The following is a 21,226-nucleotide window of genomic DNA, read 5'->3' on the forward strand; positions in this document are numbered from 1 at the left end:
GAGTGAGATATTTCGTTGCAATATGCCCTCAAAAATCTGAGATATTCAGGATGGCGCACTCGGAATTTTTTCAATGGCAACGACGCTAAAAATCAGGTCATTGACCCAATTAAAATAGGCATCAAATCGATAAGGGGACAGCCACTGAAGCCCCTGGCCGGGGTTGACGCGTAAGCTGGCCTGACCGCTTCGGTCCCAGTGTGTGATTTCCATCTCCTTGAAGTCAAGCCGCTGTTTTATTGATGGATAGAGCGCCTTGAAAAGACTTTCTTTGAGAGAAAATGCTGATGCAATAAAAGCTTCTGAGCTATCTGTTTTGCTCTTCCCCAGGTGTCGTCGTTCGCTGGTGGTTAAAATTTCATAACTGATTTCTGAAGCTTCCAATAGGGTCAGTTTCCTCTCTATATCGATTCCTATCCCCATATAACGTTGCCGCGGGGCGGCTATCGCCGCCGCGTACCCATTGCTGTGACTAATGGAGCCTACGTAGCTGCCCGGCCAGAATGGGGCACCATCAATATCGATACCAGGTGCGGCAAGCGATGGGTCGAATTTATGCAGCGCCCCGCGAGCACAGAGCCTTCCAGCGAGGAATTCGGCTTGACGCTTTCGGGCAGCCGACTGCAACGTCGGTGGCATTGTTATGTTGCACGCTTCCGGGTCTTGCACACTGAAATCCTGGGGGGCAAAGCGGTATGCGACAAGGTGAACATCACGCCAATGCATCGGCCAAGGCCAGAAATTAGCTAAGGGAGTGCAGAAGCTAGGGTGAAGGGAAGATGAAAAATGTGACTTGATAAGGCGTTGTGTCATAAGGATATTTTATCTAATTAGGATGATTTATAGTTAAGTTTATTTTGGATTTGCTACTTTTTTAGCGAGATCAGCCGGCGAGCATAACCCCGGACTTGACCCAGGAGTGTCACAAGGATTTCCTTCAGGAAACGGAAAAGACGATCAGTAAGTCACTGATAGACTGTAGTGGTCAACTAGTCCCGGGCAGTAATTTAAGATTTGGAGTGCCCCAGATTTCCGGACACGTCGAAGCCTCACGCTAGAATACTCGGGGCGATTCACCATTGCGTCCGACACAGCCGCGCCGCGACTGGGCGGGAGGATTGCCGAGGATGAAACGCCTGCATAATCCACGCGCCGACTCATTGTGCATCTAACGTATGTATAACTGTAAATGACTGTTCTTTAACTGCATGGACATCCATGGGCTGATTAGTCTTGGCGCATGCGCTACGAGTTCCAGTACCAGCCTGTAATGAACCCACTGGTAGTCCATTGCTTCATCAGGATTGAGTACGGGTGTTGTACTGGTTTTTGCAATAAAAACAGGGCAATACTCATTCTCTTTTATGCCGTTTGTATCTGTCGCTTCATATCTGAAAGAGTTGTCGATAAGCTGAATATCTTGAGCGTCTATGCCTAGTTCCCATTGGCCACGCCGATGCACCGCTGAAGATAGCGATTCATCTGGCAATGGGTGGCCACAAAATGAGTTACTCCACACCCCCGGCCATGCTTTCTTGTTTAGTGATCTACGGGTCATCAGTAGCTCGTTCTTGTCATTCAGCAGGTAGCAGGAAAACGCCAAGTGTAAGGGCGTATTCGTGGTATGTACTTTGCTTTTAGGCATTACGCCACAGGGGGCAAGGCTTTCATTCAACAGCACGACTTGTTCCATGGAGTTTCCTTAGAATGAGTAGGTTATGAAGGATGCACAAATAACGGTGTACCAGTATTCCACTAGCCGGAACGACAGGTGATCGTGATCGCGCGATGGGTTTCTTCTGAACATACGGACAACGATTCACAAAAGGAGGGCAGCGCTAGTCAGCTCGAAACCAAGACTCGCGAGTGGGAGTGGAGCGCCAGGTGGACGATTAAATATCGCGACGTGGGCTATAAGAAGATAGACAAGACAGACCTGAGCAATGCTTAGGCGTGGTCTGCGGGCACCGATCCGAATGGGTAGCGTTATCCTGCCAACTCTTCTGTCCCCTTCAACATCGCGGAAATCCTGAATCCCGATGAGCAATGTCATCATTATAAATATGTTAAGTAGCCACACTCCAATATCTAGCAGAGGCACGCCTGCGATGATGGCGGCTGGAAGCTGGGTTTGTATGCCAATACTGACCAATAAACACTTGAGTCACCAATGCCTACGACAGCCAGTATAGCTATAGAGCCAAGCGAGGCCAAATCATAGCAGTGCCCATCGCTCTACATTGAGTAGAAAGGCATAAGCGATGAAAGGCGCAGAGATGATAACGGCGCGTTTTTCCCCTGTTTTAGTGTAATGGCGCCTGCAGGTAGCGGTCTCTCGGGTTTGTTGATCCTATCTTCTTCTATGCCAAAAATTTGGCTGTTTATCTCGAATACATCAATAAATAAGGAGAAGTAGCTACAAGCAATTGTCGTGTTGGCGATTATTAATGATGGTGGTTGATTCGTCGCAACATTTAAGCCAAATGAGAATAGCGTCAGTGGGGAAGCTGTCGTCCATATGTCGGTGCGAATAAATCGCCAGGAAAGCCATGCTTCAAAAAACGGGGTTCACCGCTTTGTTGTAATCTCTATAGCTGCTTGATTAATTTGATAAATATCTTTATTCGTAATCAATAGCTCCTGAGTTCGGTTCCTAGTGTCCAACACTTAAAATGGATAAAAGAAAAGCATTAGAGAATTCAAAAGTGCTATCTGAAAAAAATGGCTTTTTTGTATTTAAGACTTCTATAAGGCACCTCTTTTATCCATGTCCATCATGTTAATAGGCTTGTTTTTAATATGATTATATTGTCTCTAATGTAATGAAGTTGTTGTTAAAAAAGATGAACTGCTTCAAAGCTGGCAAGCTGTTCGTCACTATCTCCGAATAGTATCAACTTATTTCCATTCACCTCCCACTCCACAACCTGCCTGAGAGCGACCAATAAAGCGTGCTCGGTTTCCATTTGCTGTGCGGGGCAGGCCATCATGGTGGTGGCGATTTGGCTGAATGTGATGTGCTTATTCTCAAGATGGTAACTGCCCATCAGCGTATTGCAGCCGGTAGCACCCGCCAGACGCGAAGCATCTTGGTGAAGAACCAGGTGGGCTTCACGGACATTCTCTCGCGTCACGACAGACTGGTCGCCTAACGTGGCAAGCTTCCAATACGTATTGATCAACGATTCATTAGGCATTGTGGCAGGTAGTTGGGTATTCATCGCAGCTGTGCAGCCTGCCGTTATTAGTAGCGTGCTGGTCAACCAGTAACGCGCTAATGGGTGTTTCAATGTGTTATTCCTTGTTCAATTATTTACAAAGGTTATTACCATTTTCGTTAAATAAAATTACTTCAGTAGCGCTTAATAGTCTGGATGTTGCTTAAAAAAGCATCCTTCAGTTTTTTTCATGTAACCTACATTATCAAACCGGTAACCGCTCCTTGCGAGGAAACTTTAGTCAACTAGGCTGCCCTCTGTACAGTATCTTAATTGTGCATTTATAAATATGTAAAGAGTTCGATCTGTAACCTAATCATACAAGGAGTGGATTAGATGACAGTCAAAAGCACACCGCTAAATTCTGTAACCGCCCATAAGCTCTATAGCGAAATGGCCGATACACCTAATGTTCACGGCAAACAGGCTGAACGCACACAGGCACAAGATCCTTACCCGTCGCGCTTGGCTTATATGCCCGAGAAGCGCTGCAGCCGCGCCAAGATGCGGTCGTTAAGGGGCACCAGTTGCCTGGCCCCTTAAGTCAGGCACAGCTTGATGAGTTCGAGCGTAAAGGTTTTTTATTCATCCCTAATCTCATTGAAGGTACTGAGCTTGATGAACTGCGTCGGAAAATGCAGGTGCTAATGAGTAACGATGACTATCGTAATGAGGACTTCATTACTGAGCCAGCGAGCCAGGAAATTTGTTCACTGTTTGCGGTACATTTCCTGTCTGAGCGCTTAGGTAAGCTGGCGAGCGATGAGTGGGCCGCGAGCGCAGCGCGCCAAATTATTGGCGACGACCCTTATGTGCATCAGTCTCGAATCAATTATAAACCGGGGTTTGCCGGTAAAGGCTTTAACTGGCACTCCGATTTCGAGACGTGGCACTCTGAAGATGGCATGCCCGCGATGCATGTGGTTAGTGCATCGCTGATTCTGACCGACAGCCATGAGTTCAACGGTCCATTGATGCTGATCCCTGGCTCACACAATAAGTTTTTGCCATGCCAGGGGGAGACGCCGGAAGATAACCATAAAAGCTCACTGAAAGCCCAGGAAGTGGGGGGCGAGCCCTGAAGCGCTCACTGAGTTAGTGGCTGAACACGGTATTGAAGCACCCAAGGCTAAAGCTGGTGGCTTATTACTTTTCGACTGTAATACTCTGCATGCCTCGAATGCTAATCTGTCGCCAGACCCGCGTAGCAACGTGTTCTTTGTGTTTAATCGTCCCGATAATTGCTGTGGTGAACCTTATGCGGCGGCTAAGCAGCGCCCGGATTTTCTGGCCCACAACCCGAGTAAGCAGGCGCAGCAACATCGATAATAGTCGTAGGGAGGATAAATTCATGGCTGAAGGGTGTGGAACCTTAGTATAGGTGGGGTAAACTGTTGCGCCTGTCGTTACGAAAGCGACACGCATAATGAGAAGGAGAATACCCGCCATGAGTTTTGTTCTACAGTTTACAGATGGTCAGGAATTTCCCCACGCGCTGGGCAAAGTCATCTGCATCGGCCGTAATTATGCCGCACACGCGAAAGAATTAGATAATCCTATTCCCACTGAGCCTCTGCTGTTTATTAAGCCGTCGACCAGCGTGGTGGATTTAACCAAGCCGCTAGATCCGCCTTTTTCACGTGGCGACGTCCATTATGAAGCAGAGCTTGCGCTGCTGGTAGGCGAAACGTTAACCCATGCTACTCAAGATGAAGCCGAGCGCGCCATCGTGGGGATTGGTTTGGCGATGGACCTGACGCTGCGTGATGTTCAGGCAAAGCTTAAAGAGAAGGGGCATCCTTGGGAAATTGCCAAGGCCTTCGATGGCGCTTGCCCGCTGTCGCCTTTTTTGCCGCTAAGCCGCGTTCCCAACTGGAACGCGCTGCGATTTACGCTTGAAATTGACGGGGAAGAACGCCAGCACGGTGAAGGCGCCGATATGATTTTCGCCGTTCCCACGCTGGTTGCAGAAATGAGCCGTCACTTTACCCTAGAGCCAGGCGATATCATTTTGACCGGCACGCCGTCAGGCGTCGGTGAGTTGGTGCGTGGCTCATCGTTGCGCTTTACGTTGACCGGTGGTTTGGAAATCGAAACCAGCGTCGTTGAGTAATCAGTGATTGAATAGCAACGCCACCCTGGATTAGGGTGGCGTTGCTCGTTTGGAACGTTGTAAACCGCTTATTTACAGCGATCTATTCAAGATAGGTGTATCCCTCAAGGCCTTCGCTTAAGCTCGCCGCAAAGTGCGCCTGCTCATCGGCAGAAAAGCCGCTAGCTGCGAGCTGGTCGGTTAGCTTTTGCTTGAGCACATTGGCATTGAAGTTTACGTACGCCAGCACGTCTGCGACCGAGTCACCTGCCTGCGGGTTCGAAAGCATCCATTCGCCGTCTGCATTGAGCGCGGCATCGACAGAGTCGGTGTCGCCAAACAGGTTATGCAGGTCGCCGAGAATTTCCTGGTAGGCACCCACCAAGAAGAAGCCAAGCCAGCGCTCGTCATCCGACGTCCACTCTGGCAGTGGCAGCGTGCTTTCTACCCCCTGGCCGTCAACGTAGCTGTCGATTCGGCCGTCGGAATCGCAGGTGATATCTTGAATGACGGCTCGGCGAGTGGGCGCTTGGTCCAGCCCGCTGAGGGGGAGCACCGGGAAAATCTGCTCAATGCCCCAAACATCAGGTACCGACTGGAAAAGCGAGAAGTTAACAAACAGCTTGTCGGCGAGCTTTTCCGCCAGCTCATCCATGATTTCGCGATGGGCGCGATTGCGGGTATCAAGCTGGGTACGCAGCCGCGCGCAGGCCGCCATGTAAACGCGTTCGCCGTCAGCGCGAGCGGTGATATTGCTTAGCCCCATCACAAAGCGATCCTGCAGTTCACTCACGGCTTGCAGCAGGTCATGCCATGCTTCGACCAGCATGCGCGGCTCTTGAGTGGTCGCTAACTGCTCGAACACTCGCCACAGTAGCTCTACTTGAGGATCTTCTTGGCTTTCCTCTGAGACATGACGCTCCGGTAGCGTGTCGTCTATACGCTCTTCACCAATGACATTGGTGATAAGCACCGCGTGGTGGGCGGTTAGCGCACGGCCGGATTCACTGATCAGATGAGGCTGTGGCAGCCCCGACTCTTGGCAGAGCTGAGCAAAAGCACTCACCACGTTACGCGCGTATTCGCGCATCGAGTAGTTGGCCGAGCAGAAGCTGCGCGAGCGCGTGCCTTCGTAGTCGATGCCTAAGCCGCCGCCGACGTCCACGGTGTCGATGGGCGAACCTAGTTCCATCAGGTTTTGGTAGAAGCGCGCGCACTCGCGCAATCCGCGTTGAATATCACGAATATTGGCGATCTGAGAGCCCAGATGAAAGTGCACTAGCTGCAGGCTTTCCAGCGCATCCTGATGGCGTAAGGTGTCTACGACGTCAAGAATCTGGCTGGCGGTCAGTCCAAATTTTGACTTTTCACCGCCGGTGTTCTGCCATTTTCCTTTGCCAACGGAGGCTAGGCGTGCGCGCAGCCCGATACGGGGCGTCACCTCCAGCTCACGTGCCTCTTCTAAAATCAGCTGCAGCTCAGAAAGCTTTTCGACCACGAGATAAACCTTATGGCCAAGCTTTTCACCCAGCAGCGCTAAACGTACATATTCGCGATCTTTGTAGCCGTTGCAGACAATCAGCGAGGAGCCACCGTCGGAAAGCGCCAGTACGGCTAGAAGCTCTGGTTTGCTGCCTGCCTCCAGCCCCACGCGGCCGTTACCGCGCTCGGCGGTGGCTAAAATTTCTTCGACCACACGACGCTGTTGGTTCACTTTAATAGGGTAAACCGCGGTATAGCCGCCCTGGTACTCGCAATCGCTCATCGCAGAGTCAAACGCGCCGCAAAGCTGCTCAACGCGATCGTGAAGAATATCGCTAAAGCGCACCAGCACCGGCAGGCGCAGCCCGGCACTTTGCAGTTGGCGAACCAGTCCACTCAATGGCAGGGCGGGGCCTTCTGCATCGCTACCCAGCGGGCGTACGAGGGCTTGGCCAGCGTCGTCGACATCAAAATAGCCGCTGCCCCATTGATCGATATTCCAGGTGCGCCGAGCGCGCAGCGCAGGGCTAGTAGTGGCCATCACACTCATCCAGAAACCTCAGGCAGCGGCAGTGCGCCATGGGCAATGCGCGCATGTAAAATAGTACGAAAACGCTCGGGATCATGAGGCGTCAAATCGTGGGCTGGTGGGTCAACGTAGACCACCAGTAAGCGCGACAGCCAATAGCGCAGCGCTGTCATACGTAGCATGGTAGGCCATAGTTCTCGCTCCGCTGAGGTTAACGGGCGGCGCGCTTGATAGGCGTTCAATAAGGCATTGTAGCGCTCTGCGTTGAGCGTACCATCCTCGTTAGAGGCCCAGTCATTGATCACTATCGCAAGGTCAAACAGCAAGTCACCGGTACAACCGTTGTAAAAATCAATGATACCGCCAAGCTGGTCACCCTCAAAGAGCGTATTGTCGCGAAATAGATCACCATGCAGGGCGCCTTGAGGCAGCTCATCGTGCTGAATAAAGGCGCTCTCAAAATCGTCGACTTCATTTTTCATCAACGTTTGATCCGCAGGGCTTAAATAGCTCAGCACCTTGTGGTGCATCACCTGTAACCAAGTCAGGTCGCGCGGGTTCGGGCGGTGACCGTGAAAGTGCTTTGACACCACATGCAGGCGACCCAATGTATCGCCCAAGGCTTGGCATTGGGCTAGATTAGGCGCTTCTGGATGGCGGCCAGGCAGGCGCGGAAATAACAGGGCCGGTTTGCCTTCAAGGCAATGAAGGGCAATGCCTTCACGATCATGAATCGTACCAGGCACCGGTAAACGGTGTTCGTCTAAATAATCCAACAGTTCGACAAAAAATGGCAGCTCTTCATGCTCACCCTGTTCGAACAGAGTGAGCACCAGTTCGCGGCGCTCGGTGGTCACAAAAAACGTCGAGTTTTCAGTGCCGCCTGCCACGCCCTGTAAGGAAACGAAGCTACCAACATCAAATTTTTCTAAAAACGCGGCGACCTGTGCGTCGCTAAGCGGGGTAAATACAGCCATGAGAGTCTCGCCCAGGTTGCTAAGCCCATTATTGTAGCGGCTTGAAAGCTCAGTTGGCAGCGTTGTTGTAACCGTTATAAATAGAGATGAGGTGGATTGGCTCTGCAGGTAGTCTGTGCAACGCGTATTATGGGGGGAATTCTTTTAGCAATTCTTTTTAACGCATTTTGTTAGCACTTTTTTCAATAATGGAACTTGGTTATGGCTCGCGCTCCGATCGTCCTTGTAGATGGCTCCTCGTATCTTTACCGTGCATTTCATGCGCTGCCGCCGCTAACGACCTCTAGTGGTCAGCCTACCGGGGCGGTGAAAGGCGTGTTGAACATGCTCAAGCGGCTGATCAAAGATTATCCGCAAAGCCCCATGGCAGTGGTGTTTGATGCCCCGGGTAAAACCTTCCGCGATGATATGTACAGCGACTATAAGGCTCATCGACCACCAATGCCTGATGACCTGCGCAGTCAAATTGCCCCGTTGCACGCCTGTGTGAAGGCGTTGGGCTTGCCGCTACTGTGCATTGAAGGCGTGGAAGCAGACGATGTGATTGGTACCTTAGCTCACTATGCCACTCAGGCCGGGCGCGATGCGGTGATCTCCACGGGCGATAAGGACATGGCGCAGTTAGTGAATGCCCATATCACGCTGGTGAATACCATGAAGGATGAAACCCTGGACGAGGCAGGGGTAGAAGAGAAGTTCGGTTTGCCCCCTGCGCTGATTATCGATTTTCTCGCCCTGATGGGTGACAAGGTCGATAACATCCCCGGCGTACCCGGTGTGGGCGAAAAGACAGCGATTGGGCTACTGCAAGGCATGGGGGGCGGGCTTGAGACTATCTATGGCGATTTGGAGCGCGTCAAAACGCTTACCTTCCGGGGCGCGAAAACCCTGCCCAAGAAGCTTGAAGAGCATCGCGATCAAGCGTTCCTCTCCTATCAGTTGGCCACCATTAAAATCGACTGCGATTTGCCGGTGGGCTTGGATGATTTGGATATTGCCCATCCTGACCGCGAAGCGCTGGTTGCGCTATATAAAGAGATGGAGTTCCGCCAATGGCTAGGTGAATTGCTGGACGGAAAAGACGAGGGTGTGGATGACGTTAAAGGTGGCGAACCTGTGCCCGCTAGTGCGGGGGAAGTGGATAGCGAGCCCGAGGTGTCACGCGCGTCTGTGCAAGCATCTGTGCGTGAAGATCACATCATTCTGGAGCAGGCAGACTTCGAGCGCTGGCTTGAGCGGCTGCAAAATGCAGAGTGCTTCTGTTTTGATCTGGAAACCACCAGCCTCAACTATATGGATGCGGAAATTGTTGGCGTTGGGCTGGCACTGGCAGCGGGTGAGGCAGCCTATATTCCGCTTGCCCATGACTATCTGGATGCCCCCCAACAGCTTGATCGAAAAGCGGTATTGGCGGCGCTAAAACCGCTGCTGGAAGACCCGGAAAAGACCAAAATTGGCCAAAACCTCAAGTACGATATTTCGGTATTGGCCAACTACGCCATCTCTGTGGCAGGCCCTTTTTCCGACACCATGCTGGCTTCCTATGTGCTCAACTCCACCGCCACGCGCCATGATATGGATTCGCTGGCGCTGAAGTATTTAGGTGAAAAGACCATCTCGTTTGAAGAGATTGCCGGTAAAGGCGCTAAACAGCTGACCTTTAACCAAATTGCCTTGGAGCAGGCCGCGCCTTACGCCTGCGAAGATGTCGATATCACCCTGCGGCTGCAGGAAACGCTGCGCCCCCAGGTTGAAAGCGAAGGGCGCTTGGCAGAGGTGCTGGATCATATTGAACTGCCGCTGATCAAGGTGCTTTCACGCATCGAGCGTAACGGGGTTGCCGTGGATGCTGAGCGTCTGTACCAACAGAGCCAGCAGCTAGAGCAGCGTATTGGTGAGTTAGAGCGCGAAGCATTTGCGCTCGCCGGGCGTGAATTTAACCTGGGCTCCCCCAAGCAGCTGGGGCAGATTCTGTTTGAAGAGCAGAAAATTCCGGTGCTTAAGAAAACACCCAAAGGGGCACCTTCGACTGCTGAAGGTGTGTTGGAGGAGCTGGCGCTGGATTACCCGCTACCCAAGGTCATCATGCAACACCGAGGCTTGGCGAAGCTTAAATCCACCTACACGGATAAGCTGCCTCGCCTGCTCAATAAAGCCACCGGGCGAGTACATACTAGCTATCATCAGGCGGTTACCGCGACAGGGCGGTTATCATCGTCAGACCCCAATTTACAAAATATCCCCATTCGTACCGAAGAAGGTCGCAAAATCCGCCAGGCGTTCATTGCCCGGCCCGGCTATCGCATTGTGGCCGCCGACTACTCGCAAATTGAGCTGCGCATTATGGCGCACCTTTCAGAAGATAAAGGGTTGCTGGCAGCATTTGCTGAAGGGAGCGATATCCACACCGCCACGGCGGCGGAAGTTTTCGGTATCTCGCTTGAGAAAGTATCCGGTGACCAGCGACGCAGCGCCAAGGCGATCAACTTCGGGCTGATCTATGGGATGAGTGCCTGGGGGCTTTCGCGCCAGCTGCACATTGATCGCAATCAGGCCCAAACCTACATTGATCGCTACTTCGACCGTTATCCTGGCGTGGCGCGTTACATGGAGCGCATTCGCGCCCAGGCGGCTGAAGATGGCTTTGTTGAAACCGTACTGGGTCGGCGGCTGTATCTACCGGAGATTCATTCACAGAACCGTAATCGCCGCCAAGGCGCTGAGCGCACCGCGATTAATGCGCCGATGCAGGGCACAGCCGCCGATATTATCAAGCAGGCCATGATTGATGTGGATGCGTGGTTAGCGAAAGGCGAGTTTGATGCGCTGATGGTGATGCAGGTGCACGATGAGCTGGTGTTTGAGGTGGCTGAGCAGCAGGTCGATACGTTTATCGAGCAGGTTCAAGCGCGTATGCAGGGTGCCGCCAAGCTAAAAGTGGCGCTGATTGTGGAAGCCGCAAGCGGCGCTAACTGGGATGAGGCACACTAAGGTGATGCGTATGTGACGTTAAACGCAACCCCCCCGCAGCCTAGGCTGCGGGGGGGGGGGGGCAAAAACGTTATGCTTAGCGTTTAACCCCAGCCGACGCGATCAAAAATGCGGATGGCTTCTGGGTTGTTTTCACCCAGCACGCTCATGTTCAGGTCATCTTTTTTGAAGTCGCCCCATGATTCGAGCACCGGATCTTTTTTAACGCCGGCCACTACCGGGAACTCATAGTTCCGCTCGGCAAGTACTTCCTGAGCAGTATCAGAGGCGAGGAATTCTAAGAATCGAATGCCATTTTCAGGATTCTGGGCATTGGCCACTAGGCCCGCGCCACCCACGTTAATGTGCGTTCCGCGATCGTTTTGATTAGGGAATATAACCCCTACTTTACGGGCTGCATCGCGCTCTGCCTCGTCATCGGAGTGAAGCAGGCGCACATAGTAATAGTGGTTAGCCACGGCTAAGGTACATTCGCCGCTGGCCACGCCTAGAATCTGATCGGTATCGCCGCCTTCGGGCGTACGCGCCATATTATTCACAACGCCCTGCGCCCACTCTTGCGCACCTTCTTCGCCGTGGTGCTCAATCATTGAGGCAAGCAGAGATTGGTTGTAAATATTGTTTGAAGAGCGGATGCACACTTGGCCTGCAAACTGTGGGTCAGCAAGGTCTTCGTAGCTTTCCAGCTGGCTGGGGTCGAAGTTTTCACGGTTGTATAAAATCACCCGTGCACGCTGGCTAAAACCAAACCATAAGCCTTCAGGATCACGCATTGACGCTGGGATACGCTCATTGAGCACGTCAGAATCAACGCTTTGGAAAAGTCCATCTTCCTCGGCGCGCCATAGGCGGCCGGCATCCACCGTCAGCATTACGTCAGCAGGGCTGGCAATGCCTTCGCGCTGCATGCGCTCCATCAACTGATCGGAGTCACCTTCCAGCACGTTTACGTCAATGCCGGTCTCATCAGTGAACGCCTTATAAAGAATTTCATCAGAATCGTAATGACGAGCGGAGTAAATGTTGACCGCGTCAGCAAGAGCGCTACTCGCAAAGGCAGAGCCAGCCATGATGGCGGCTACGGAAGCCGTTAGGCGTACTTTTTGCATCACCAAGAATCCCAAATGTTTATGATAATAAGTTTCATTAGCGTCGAGCTGCATTGAAGCGCTTCTAGCGAACGCCGTCAAGAGAAATGCCAGTCACGCCTTGATTAAAGCGGAAGCGTGCATCTGGTTGTGATTAAAAATAGAATGCAAATAACTTTCAAATGTATTGAATCCGCGTTTAGGCATTTATCGGCGCGACGTGCTCACCTGTAAAGCGATGATTTATGACCGCAACTCTGAAGGTAACCCAGCCCGCGTCTAACGCAACAGCGTTAACCCTTCACAATGTGCGCCATGCTTACGATGGCCATACGGTTGTGAAAGGCGTTGACCTGAGCGTCGCGCCGGGTGAAGTGGTATGCCTTTTAGGTCCTTCTGGGTGCGGGAAAACCACGTTGCTACGTATTGCTGCGGGGCTTGAAGTACTGCAAGAGGGCAGCGTCACTTTAGACGATACCTATATTGCTATGCCGGGCCAGCGTCATTTGCCGCCGGAAAAGCGCAATGTAGGCTTGGCGTTTCAGGACTCGGCGCTGTTTCCACACCTCAGCGTGCTGGAGAACGTGACCTTTGGGCTGAAACATTTGGCGTCTCGACAGCGCCGTGAGCGTGCCACGCAGCTACTCGAACAGCTGGGTATGGCGAAGTATGTTGATGTCTATCCGCACATGCTTTCCGGCGGGCAGCAGCAGCGGGTAGCGCTGGCAAGGGCGCTGGCACCATCGCCTCGCCTAATGCTATTGGATGAGCCATTTTCAAGTTTAGATGCGCGGCTAAGAGACCGTATTCGCGACGATACGCTGCATGTATTGAAAAAAGTGGGCGCGGCCACGTTGCTGGTGACCCATGACCCCGAAGAGGCCATGTTTATGGCAGACCGTATCGCCTTGATGCGCGATGGTCAGATTGTGCAGACGGGGACACCGCAAGCGCTTTATTGCATGCCTCAAGATCCGTTTGTGGTGACCTTTTTTGGTGATGTGAATGAGCTGCAGGGCAGAGTGCACAATAGCTTCGTGAGCACTCCGGTAGGTCGGGTGCCTGCCAATGGGTTAACTGAAGGCAGCGATGTGCAGATCATGATACGCCCCGAGGCGCTGCACATTGTTGAGCGAAATCTGCCCGTTGAAGCACATCGCCATAGCCATGTGGTGATGTCGAAACTGCTGGGGCGAACGAGTCTCTTGCACTTGTGCGCGCATGATGACAGCGGCCTTGAGGCGCACCTTCACGCCAGAGTACCTGGGGTTTTTCTACCCGCGGAGGGGCAGCCGGTGGACATTCACCTCGATCTTTCTCAAGTATTTGTTTTCCCGCTCAAGGCTTAAAGCATCGCAATCAGTGCTTAGCGCCAGGGCGTGAGCGGCGCATAGCCATGCTGAGCAGGATAACCGGCAGGATACCCACCACCACAATCGCCAACGACGACGTCGATGCTTCGGCAAGTCGCTCGTCGGATGCTAGATTATGTGCCCTGACTGCCAGCGTATCAAAGTTGAAGGGGCGCAGAATAATCGTCGCGGGCAGCTCCTTCATTACATCCACGAAGACTAAAATGCCTGCCGCCAGCAGGCTGCTGCGCATCATTGGTGTATGGATATGCCGCAGCGTGCCGCCAGCCGTTTGGCCAAGGGTGCGTGAGGCTGCATCCATGCTAGGCGTGACCTTGCCCAGGCTCGCTTCAACCGCATTGAAGGAAACGGCTAAAAAGCGCACCACGTAGGCGTAAAGCAAGATAAACGCCGACCCGCTAAATACTAAGCCGATGATGTAGCCGTAGTGGCTGTGAAGCCACGTATTAAGAGCGTTATCTAGCCAGGTAAAGGGAATCAAAATACCCACGGCAATGACGGAGCCAGGAATCGCGTAGCCCATCGAGGCCACCCGGGACGCCACGCGTGCAAACGCCGTGTCGTGCATGCGCACGCCATAGCTCAACACAACGGCTAAGCCCACGGCGATAAGCGCGGCCACTGTCGCCAGGCCTAAGCTATTCCAGGCGTAGCCGATAAAACGTGTGCTCCACTGAGAATCACCCCCGTTTAACGCTAAATTCAGCAAAATACCGCTGGGCAGTAAAAAGCCAACCAGTACGGGCAGCAGACATGCCAGCGTCGCTCCCAGGGCTCCCCAGCCGCGCAGCGCGTATTCGGGCAGTTGCTGATAGCGATTGGTGGTATGAAAATAGCGCCGCTTGCCCCGCGACCAGCGCTCCAGCAGTACCAGGATAATCACAAACGTCAGTAAACAGGCCGCTAATTGAGCCGCGGCAACCTGCTCGCCCATGCCAAACCAGGTGCGGTAAATACCGGTGGTAAAGGTATCGACTCCAAAGAATTGGACTGCCCCGAATTCATTCAGCGTTTCCATTAGTACCAGTGATACCCCGCCCACTAGCGCCGGGCGTGCTAACGGAACCGCGACGGTCGCAAACAGCTTCCACGGGCCGCGCCCTAGTGTACGACCTACATCCAGTACGCATACCGATTGCTCTAAGAAAGAGGCGCGCGCCAATAGGTAGACGTAAGGGTAAAGCACCAGCGTAATCACCGTCGCCGCACCGCCTAGCGAGCGTACGTTGGGAAAGTAGTAGTCGCCATATCCCCAGCCAAACATGTCGCGCAGCATGCTTTGCAAGGGGCCCGCAAACTGCAAAAAATCGGTGTAGGCGTAGGCAATGACATAGGTGGGTACGGCCAGAGGCAGCAGCAGCGCCCATTCAAACCAGCGCTTGCCGGGGAAGCGGCACATAACCACCAGCCATGCAGTGCCTGTGCCGATAATTAACGTGCCCAGACCGACCGTTACCACCAGCCAAAAAGTGTTGTTGAGATAGCGGCCTAGCACGGTGCTGGCTAAGTGCTGCCAAACGCCATCGGTGGGCATCACAATATGAGCAAACACTACCAGTACCGGCAGCGCAACGACGAAGGCAACGGCGATCAGTGCTATCGACCAAGGAGTGGCGCGATGGCTAAGCGAAGAGGAAAAAGCGAATAGCCCGCGATAGCCGGATCTGAACAAGCGCACACTCCTTGCAATAGCAGTATTAGTCCAGCAGTCGCCTAATGCGAATCACTGACGGCTGGGAATAGTAGCACTAGCCGTTAGCGGCTGCAGCGTTCCCAACTACCCTTGACGCAATAAAGCCCGCCGAAGCGGGCTCTTAAATGCACGTTTGTTAACGGGCAGGCTAGTAGCTCAGCATCATGCTAGGCAGCCCGGTAATCAGCCAAGGGAAGAATGACATGAGTAAACAGGCCAGGAGAATCAGCGCGACGAAGGGCACAACTGCTTTATACAGATCGACGATTTCTACCCCGGGCGGTGCGACGCCTTTTAAATAGAACAGCGCGTAGCCAAAGGGCGGAGTGAGGAACGAGGTCTGGAGTATGACTGCCACCATGACCACAAACCACAGCATATCCACGCCCATTGCATCGACAATGGGTAGCATGATCGGGAAGCTCAGCAGCACAATCCCAGTCCAGTCCAAGAACATGCCCAAAATAAATACCAGTAACAGCATAAGAATGAGCGCGCCAACGGTGCCGCCAGGCATCGCCATGACTAAATCGCTGATCACTGTCATGCCGCCACCGCGGGAGAACACACCCGTAAAGGCGGTGGCACCCACCAGCACCAGCATCACCATGGTGGTGGTTTTGCCGGCTTCCACCATGGTCCAAAAGCAGGTGGATATTTTGCGATCACCGAAGATCAAAAACAGAATGAAGGCGATAAATACACCGATTGCCGACGCCTCGGTGGCTGTGGCAATGCCGGTAAAGAGAGCGCCTAGCACCCCAAGAATTAATGACATCGGTGGTACCACGTACTTTGCCAACATTATAAGTAGCTGTTTTGTGCTGACTGCTGCGCGCTCTTCTGCCGGTACTTTGGGGCCATAGTGCGGCTTAAAATAGCAGATGATCAGCACGTAAAGTGCATACATCACCCCCAGTAATAAACCAGGGATTAGCGCGCCCGCGAACAGTGCGCCCACCGAGACCGGTGAGTAGCTCGCCATTAAAATCAGCATGATGCTAGGCGGAATCAATATGCCCAAGCAGCCGCTGGCCATAATAACGCCCGCGCTAAGTTCTTTGTTGTAGCCATACTTAAGCATGGGCACCAAGGCGATCATGCCCATTACTGCAATAGAGGCGCCAACAATCCCGGTGGTCGCTGCGAGCAGAACCGACACAATGACCACGGTTAGTGCTAAGCCGCCGCGTAGGTTTGCGAGTAGCAGGCGCATGGCGTCAAACATTTTCTCGGTGACGCCCGAGTCGTTTAAAAACCTCGCCATCAAAATAAACAGCGGTATTGCCACCAGCACATAGTTGTCCATGGCATTACCGAAGATATTGTTGATTAGAGTGCCAAGTATGCGCTCACCCGGGCCCAAAAAAGCGCCAATAACGGCCACGCCACCAAGCACGAACGCTAGTGGATGTCCCATAAATAGCCCGACCAGCAGGCCGCCAAACATCACCAGCGTGAGTAGTTCAGGGCTTAAATTCATGCTGATGTCTCCTCGCGAAGCTGCATGATGGCACGCAGCACAATGGCAGTCGCCTGCAGCAGGATGAGCACGGCGGCCACCACAATCACCCCTTTGATCGGATAGACGGGAATTGAGATCATGCCATACGTGGTTTCACCGCGGCTCCAGGCGCGTTCAAAGAATCTCCAGCCCAGCGTGATCAGCATCCAGATAAAAGGCACAAAGAAAATTAGATAGCCCAGCACTTCAAGTGCCGCCTGCTTCTTACGCGACAGCAGACGCTTTAAAACGTCGACTTCAACATGCGCATGGTGGCGTAAGCCATAGGCTGCCATCAGCATAAAGTGGGCACCAAACAGCATCTTGGTAACGTCAAACGCCCAGTCGCTGGGCCGGCCAAACAAAAAGCGTGAGGCAATATCGTAAAGAACGATGAGGGTAATGATGGCAATCAGCGGTGCGATGATGCGCCCAAACGCCTCGTTGATGGCATCGATCGCCTTGGCAATCGCATTCATGGAAGATCCCCGCAGTCAGCACAAAAAAACCGCCTCAGCAAAACCGAGGCGGTGCATAAGCGCCTTATAGGCAAGCTTCGATTTCTTCCAATGACGGGAGATTGTCCATCACTCGGCTCATGTTGAAGGGCGCCGATACGTCGCGCCAAGTGGCGTAGTGCTCAAGGTAAGCAATCATTGATTGATACACTTTGGCATGGTCAGCATTCTCACAAGCGCCGCGTAGAATAACGTTGTTGGTGATTTCTTGAATGCGTGCCAAATCTTCTTCAGAGAACTGGTTAATCGTCACGCCCGCATCAATAAATTTCTGCGTGGCTTCGGTTGACTGGCGCTCAGACCAAGCAAGTGACCATGCCATGGTGGCATCTGCAGCAATGCGCAGTTTCTCTTGCGTGTCCTCTGAGAGTGCATCCCAGGCATCTTTATTGATCATTACGCCAAACACGCTAGCGGACTGGTGCCAGCCTGGCGTTGCCCAGTAGTCAGCGACTTCTGCGAAACCAGCCTTGAAATCAACGCCCGGGGTCGAGAACTCGCCAGCATCAATGACGCCGCGCTCGATGGCTTGATACACTTCTCCACCGGCAAGCGTGACTTGTGAACCGCCCAGCTCTTCTAATACGCGGCCCTGATCGCGACCCGACAGGCGCAGGCGTTTGCCTTCAAGATCAGCGATACTTTCGATTGGCGTGCGGCCCATAAAGCCGGATTCGTTGTTAGTAATGCCGTAGGGCAGATAGATCATATTGAACTGGCCGTAGATCTCTTCGTATAACGCACGGCCGCCCCACTGCTGAATCCAGTTAAGGTAATCAACGCCATTAAACAGACTGGTCGTCGTCGCCAGCGGCGAGAAAGCTGGGTTTAAGCCTGCCCAGTAGCCCGGCCAGTCGCCCGCCGCTTCAATGCTGCCTGTTTCAGTGGCATCAAATACTTCGGTGCCGGGCATTAATGTACCGCCCGCGCGGAAGTTGATTTGCAGTTCGTCACCAGCCAGCTGATTGACCAGTTCGGCCCAGTGCTGGTCAATCTTGATCAAATCAAGGTTTTCCGGCCAGGTAGAGGTCATCGTCCACTCTTCTTGTGCTTGGGCGGTGGTGGTGAAAACAGCGAAAGCGATACCAGCAGCAAGGCCGCTGAGGGCAAATTTTGTGGTTTTTTTCATGATGTATTTCCTGGTTTGGCGTATGGCGTTATTAGTGTTTGTTACCTGGATGCAGGAAAGTGCAGCGTAGCAAAGGTTACGTTTACGTAAACAAGGAGGTTTTAGTGCTGCAACGCTAAACTAGCACACTCACCCCGCTGCAATGCAATATCAGTTAATTAAGAGGTTTCGGTTGATTCTTGTGCTAAGAAAATAGCTAATCATCTGTTAAGTAATGAATTACCTTTGTTTTTAAGTTTCCCTGGCAAGGGCTGAGTAGCGAGTCTGCGTTGAAATGAGCCGATTCATGCAACCAAAGTTGTAAGTCAGAGCCCCGCCATGAGAGGCTCGGCGACAGGTTTGATGGGGTGACGCTATGGGAAGCGGTGGCGGCAAATAGAAAAGGGAATAACGGTGGGCGCAGAAACACAGATAGAGAGTCGCGCGTTAGATGGCCAGCAGCTACGCACAGTGGCTACGTTGGCTTATCACGCCCGGCGTTTAGCCCACAGGCATTGGCGTCAACTGGTCTGGTTAAGCGGCGATACCCAGCAGTGTCGGCATCTCGCGCGGGCGCTGTGGCAAGCCCACCCTTGGCAGGCGCCGGTGTGGGTAGGTAGCGACAAAGAGACGAACCAATGCGAGTCGTCTGCTTTTTCGCCGGTACTCTCACCTCGTAAAGTACGCACGCGACTGGGGGCTGAGCATCAGTTAGTCGTGCTTGATACTCATAACACCGGCTTTGACCCTGAGGCGCTGGGAGCGCTGTCTGGAACCCTCATCGCCGGTGGTTTGCTGATGCTGATCACGCCACAGCCATGGGGGCAGGCACCCGACCCAGACTACGCCCGCTTCACGGACCATCCGCTGCGCTGGGACGGTCTCAGCTGTCATTATCTTGCGCGATTAGCACGCCAGTTGCAGGCTTCTGATCAGATCGTGCGCTGGGATGCGGGCGGCGAGCTGCATTTGCCACACTTATCCGCACGTAACGTTCATGGCAATGAGCATAGCCACAATGACGCTAATAATGGCTGCCTCAGTGGCGATAGCGACTGCTTGACGGCCGATCAGGCGCAGGCTGTCAGGGAGTTAATCGGCCTGAAGCGCCGCCGACCGCTGGTAATGACCGCTGACCGTGGGCGTGGAAAAAGCGCGGCGCTGGGGATTGCCTGCGCTAGGCTGCTCGCTCATAAGCCCCGTACGGTCGTGCTCACCGCGCCGCGCCTTAGCTCGGTCGAGAGCGTGTTTGAACGTGTGGTGGCTCTTTGTCCGAGCGGCAGCCGCGTTGCCCCGGGTCACTTTGTGCTACCCCAGGGCAGCGAGCTGCTTTATCTAGCGCCGGATGTATTAACCGAGCAGATCAATGCGCAGCAGCAGGGCGGCGATGGCAGCTACTTGCTAGTAGATGAAGCGGCGGCCATTCCTGCTGCTTTACTGGGCCAGTGGCTTGGCGCTTTTCCACGGATTGCGTTTGCGACCACGGTGCATGGCTACGAGGGTTCTGGGCGCGGCTTCGCGCTGCGCTTTCGGGCCACGCTAGACCGGCTGACGCCACAGTGGAAAGCGCTCACGCTTAAGGCTCCGATTCGCTGGCGTATCAATGACCCGCTGGAAGATTTGGTCAATCGACTGCTGCTGTTAAAAGCACCGCTGCCTATCGCACAGGCGCAACAAAGCGCTGAAATAACCACGGTCGTTGATCGCGCCGCGCTCGCTCAGCAAGACGCCAGGTTGGAAAAACTGTTTGGGCTGCTGGTGCAGTCGCACTATCGCACGTCGCCTAACGACCTGCGTCAATTGCTTGATGGCCCGGGTGTTGAGCTGCGCACTATCGAACAGGCTAGCGAGCCGCAGGCTGTATTGGTTACTCGCGAGGAGGGCGGTTTTGAGGCGGACCTTGCTGACCAGGTCGCCCGCGGCCTGCGTCGTCCGCAGGGGCACCTGCTAGCTCAGTCGCTCGCCACTCATACGGGTAGCCGCGCGGCGCTGACCGCTCGCTGGCGCCGGGTGGTGCGTATTGCCACTCATCCCGAACGGCGTCGCCAAGGGCTGGGGCAAGCGCTCCTACAGGCAGATATGAACGCCGCGAGACAGCAGGGCCTGGCGTTGTATGGGGCCACTTTTGGCGCTGAGGCATCGCTGCTGCAATTTTGGCTGGCGCAAGGTTTCATCCCGGTACGCTTAGGTATTAGCCGCGAGGCCTCGACCGGTGAGTTTGCCGTGATGGTCGCAAAAGCGTTGAATGAGCAGGGAGAGGATGTGTTGGTTGATCTTAGCGCGCGCTTCCAGGCAGCGCTTTTAGGCCTATTGGCGTTTGAACTTAACACGCTGCCCGCATCAATGGTTGCGCTGCTGCTCGCTGCATTGCCTGGCGCGGCGCTGAGTGCGCGTGATTGGCAAGATATAGACGATGTGGCCTTGGCGCATCGCGATCCTGTGCTTGCACGACCGGCGCTACAGGCTCTGGCACGCGAAGCCAGTCGCTGCGTTTTAACGGAGTCGCAACAGCTCGCGCACTACCAATTGGCCGCATGGGCATTTCAAAACCGACCGCTGGCGAAGGCTCATGGCGAGGCAGTTCAAGCCTTACGCATCGCTGTGCATATACTCATTGAACCGGTAAAGTAGGCCGGTTGCCTTAACGAAGAGT

General features: G+C 53.6%; 15 protein-coding genes and 1 pseudogene. 5 read left to right on the forward strand and 11 right to left on the reverse strand.

Annotated elements, in window-relative coordinates; translation table 11 throughout:
* Nucleotides 1–45: 45 nt before the first annotated feature.
* The 4 genes from ACTH5D_RS05920 to ACTH5D_RS05935 form a co-directional block, all read right to left on the reverse strand.
* Entirely contained in the window at nt 46–669 is a 624-nt protein-coding gene (locus ACTH5D_RS05920; protein ID WP_441669229.1) for a 4'-phosphopantetheinyl transferase family protein, read from the reverse strand.
* Between the two features lie 499 nt (nt 670–1,168).
* Entirely contained in the window at nt 1,169–1,693 is a 525-nt protein-coding gene (gene idi / locus ACTH5D_RS05925; RefSeq protein WP_096278068.1) for an isopentenyl-diphosphate Delta-isomerase, read from the reverse strand.
* 126 nt (nt 1,694–1,819) lie between these two features.
* Nucleotides 1,820–2,152 (reverse strand): UbiA family prenyltransferase, encoded by a 333-nt coding sequence (locus tag ACTH5D_RS05930; RefSeq protein WP_441669231.1) that lies wholly within the window; start codon nt 2,150–2,152, stop codon nt 1,820–1,822.
* A gap of 682 nt (nt 2,153–2,834) precedes the next feature.
* Entirely contained in the window at nt 2,835–3,290 is a 456-nt protein-coding gene (locus ACTH5D_RS05935) for an META domain-containing protein (protein ID WP_441669233.1), read from the reverse strand.
* 264 nt (nt 3,291–3,554) lie between these two features.
* Between ACTH5D_RS05935 and ACTH5D_RS05940 the strand changes: the two are divergent.
* Both ACTH5D_RS05940 and ACTH5D_RS05945 read left to right on the forward strand, forming a co-directional pair.
* A pseudogene (locus ACTH5D_RS05940) lies at nt 3,555–4,547 on the forward strand (phytanoyl-CoA dioxygenase family protein).
* A 118-nt stretch (nt 4,548–4,665) separates the two neighbouring features.
* Nucleotides 4,666–5,331: a fumarylacetoacetate hydrolase family protein gene (locus ACTH5D_RS05945; RefSeq protein WP_441669235.1), complete on the forward strand. Its 666-nt coding sequence runs from the start codon at nt 4,666–4,668 to the stop codon at nt 5,329–5,331.
* An 82-nt stretch (nt 5,332–5,413) separates the two neighbouring features.
* On the opposite strand, the gene speA is transcribed toward ACTH5D_RS05945, so the two are convergent.
* Together speA and ACTH5D_RS05955 are read right to left on the reverse strand one after the other, a co-directional pair.
* Complete coding sequence (speA, locus tag ACTH5D_RS05950) at nt 5,414–7,342, reverse strand: biosynthetic arginine decarboxylase (protein ID WP_441669237.1); 1,929 nt, start codon at nt 7,340–7,342, stop codon at nt 5,414–5,416.
* A complete protein-coding gene (locus tag ACTH5D_RS05955; protein WP_441669239.1) occupies nt 7,339–8,298 on the reverse strand; it encodes a homoserine kinase in 960 nt (319 codons plus the stop codon). Before ACTH5D_RS05955 ends, speA begins: the two co-directional genes overlap by 4 nt.
* Before the next feature lie 201 nt (nt 8,299–8,499).
* On the opposite strand from ACTH5D_RS05955, the gene polA reads away from it, so the two are divergent.
* The gene (gene polA, locus ACTH5D_RS05960) at nt 8,500–11,289 is read left to right on the forward strand and encodes a DNA polymerase I (RefSeq protein WP_441669241.1); all 2,790 of its coding nucleotides are present in this window, start codon (nt 8,500–8,502) and stop codon (nt 11,287–11,289) included.
* Between the two features lie 83 nt (nt 11,290–11,372).
* Here the strand turns inward: polA and ACTH5D_RS05965 are convergent, their stop codons facing one another.
* The gene (locus ACTH5D_RS05965) at nt 11,373–12,398 is read right to left on the reverse strand and encodes a Fe(3+) ABC transporter substrate-binding protein (protein ID WP_441669243.1); all 1,026 of its coding nucleotides are present in this window, start codon (nt 12,396–12,398) and stop codon (nt 11,373–11,375) included.
* Nucleotides 12,399–12,622: 224 nt separating this feature from the next.
* Between ACTH5D_RS05965 and ACTH5D_RS05970 the strand changes: the two genes are divergently transcribed.
* Nucleotides 12,623–13,726, forward strand: coding sequence for an ABC transporter ATP-binding protein (locus ACTH5D_RS05970; RefSeq protein ID WP_441669245.1), 1,104 nt, complete (start codon nt 12,623–12,625; stop codon nt 13,724–13,726).
* A 10-nt stretch (nt 13,727–13,736) separates the two neighbouring features.
* Here ACTH5D_RS05970 and ACTH5D_RS05975 read toward each other — a convergent pair whose 3' ends face one another.
* From ACTH5D_RS05975 to dctP, 4 genes are all read right to left on the reverse strand, one after another.
* A complete protein-coding gene (locus tag ACTH5D_RS05975; RefSeq protein ID WP_441669247.1) occupies nt 13,737–15,422 on the reverse strand; it encodes an ABC transporter permease in 1,686 nt (561 codons plus the stop codon).
* Between the two features lie 169 nt (nt 15,423–15,591).
* The gene (locus ACTH5D_RS05980; protein ID WP_441669249.1) at nt 15,592–16,926 is read right to left on the reverse strand and encodes a TRAP transporter large permease; all 1,335 of its coding nucleotides are present in this window, start codon (nt 16,924–16,926) and stop codon (nt 15,592–15,594) included.
* Nucleotides 16,923–17,426: a TRAP transporter small permease subunit gene (locus tag ACTH5D_RS05985; RefSeq protein ID WP_441669251.1), complete on the reverse strand. Its 504-nt coding sequence runs from the start codon at nt 17,424–17,426 to the stop codon at nt 16,923–16,925. Before ACTH5D_RS05985 ends, ACTH5D_RS05980 begins: the two co-directional genes overlap by 4 nt.
* 64 nt (nt 17,427–17,490) lie before the next feature.
* Nucleotides 17,491–18,594 carry a TRAP transporter substrate-binding protein DctP gene (dctP, locus tag ACTH5D_RS05990; RefSeq protein WP_441669253.1) on the reverse strand — a complete coding sequence of 368 codons (1,104 nt, stop codon included), beginning with the start codon at nt 18,592–18,594 and terminating at the stop codon, nt 17,491–17,493.
* A gap of 393 nt (nt 18,595–18,987) precedes the next feature.
* On the opposite strand from dctP, the gene ACTH5D_RS05995 reads away from it, so the two are divergent.
* On the forward strand, nt 18,988–21,204 hold the full coding sequence (locus ACTH5D_RS05995; RefSeq protein WP_441669255.1) for a tRNA(Met) cytidine acetyltransferase TmcA: 2,217 nt from the start codon (nt 18,988–18,990) through the stop codon (nt 21,202–21,204).
* The last annotated feature ends 22 nt before the right edge of the window (nt 21,205–21,226 follow it).

The sequence above is a fragment of the Halomonas sp. genome, from assembly GCF_052095695.1.
Classification (GTDB): Bacteria; Pseudomonadota; Gammaproteobacteria; order Pseudomonadales; family Halomonadaceae; genus Vreelandella.

Excerpts from the sequence above, each read along its gene's own strand:
- idi (WP_096278068.1), bottom strand. The coding sequence starts at position 1,693 with ATGGAACAAGTCGTGCTGTTGAATGAAAGCCTTGCCCCCTGTGGCGTA.
- ACTH5D_RS05945 (WP_441669235.1), top strand. The coding sequence starts at position 4,666 with ATGAGTTTTGTTCTACAGTTTACAGATGGTCAGGAATTTCCCCACGCG.
- speA (WP_441669237.1), bottom strand. The coding sequence starts at position 7,342 with ATGAGTGTGATGGCCACTACTAGCCCTGCGCTGCGCGCTCGGCGCACC.
- ACTH5D_RS05955 (WP_441669239.1), bottom strand. The coding sequence starts at position 8,298 with ATGGCTGTATTTACCCCGCTTAGCGACGCACAGGTCGCCGCGTTTTTA.
- polA (WP_441669241.1), top strand. The coding sequence starts at position 8,500 with ATGGCTCGCGCTCCGATCGTCCTTGTAGATGGCTCCTCGTATCTTTAC.
- ACTH5D_RS05965 (WP_441669243.1), bottom strand. The coding sequence starts at position 12,398 with ATGCAAAAAGTACGCCTAACGGCTTCCGTAGCCGCCATCATGGCTGGC.
- ACTH5D_RS05970 (WP_441669245.1), top strand. The coding sequence starts at position 12,623 with ATGACCGCAACTCTGAAGGTAACCCAGCCCGCGTCTAACGCAACAGCG.
- ACTH5D_RS05980 (WP_441669249.1), bottom strand. The coding sequence starts at position 16,926 with ATGAATTTAAGCCCTGAACTACTCACGCTGGTGATGTTTGGCGGCCTG.
- ACTH5D_RS05985 (WP_441669251.1), bottom strand. The coding sequence starts at position 17,426 with ATGAATGCGATTGCCAAGGCGATCGATGCCATCAACGAGGCGTTTGGG.
- dctP (WP_441669253.1), bottom strand. The coding sequence starts at position 18,594 with ATGAAAAAAACCACAAAATTTGCCCTCAGCGGCCTTGCTGCTGGTATC.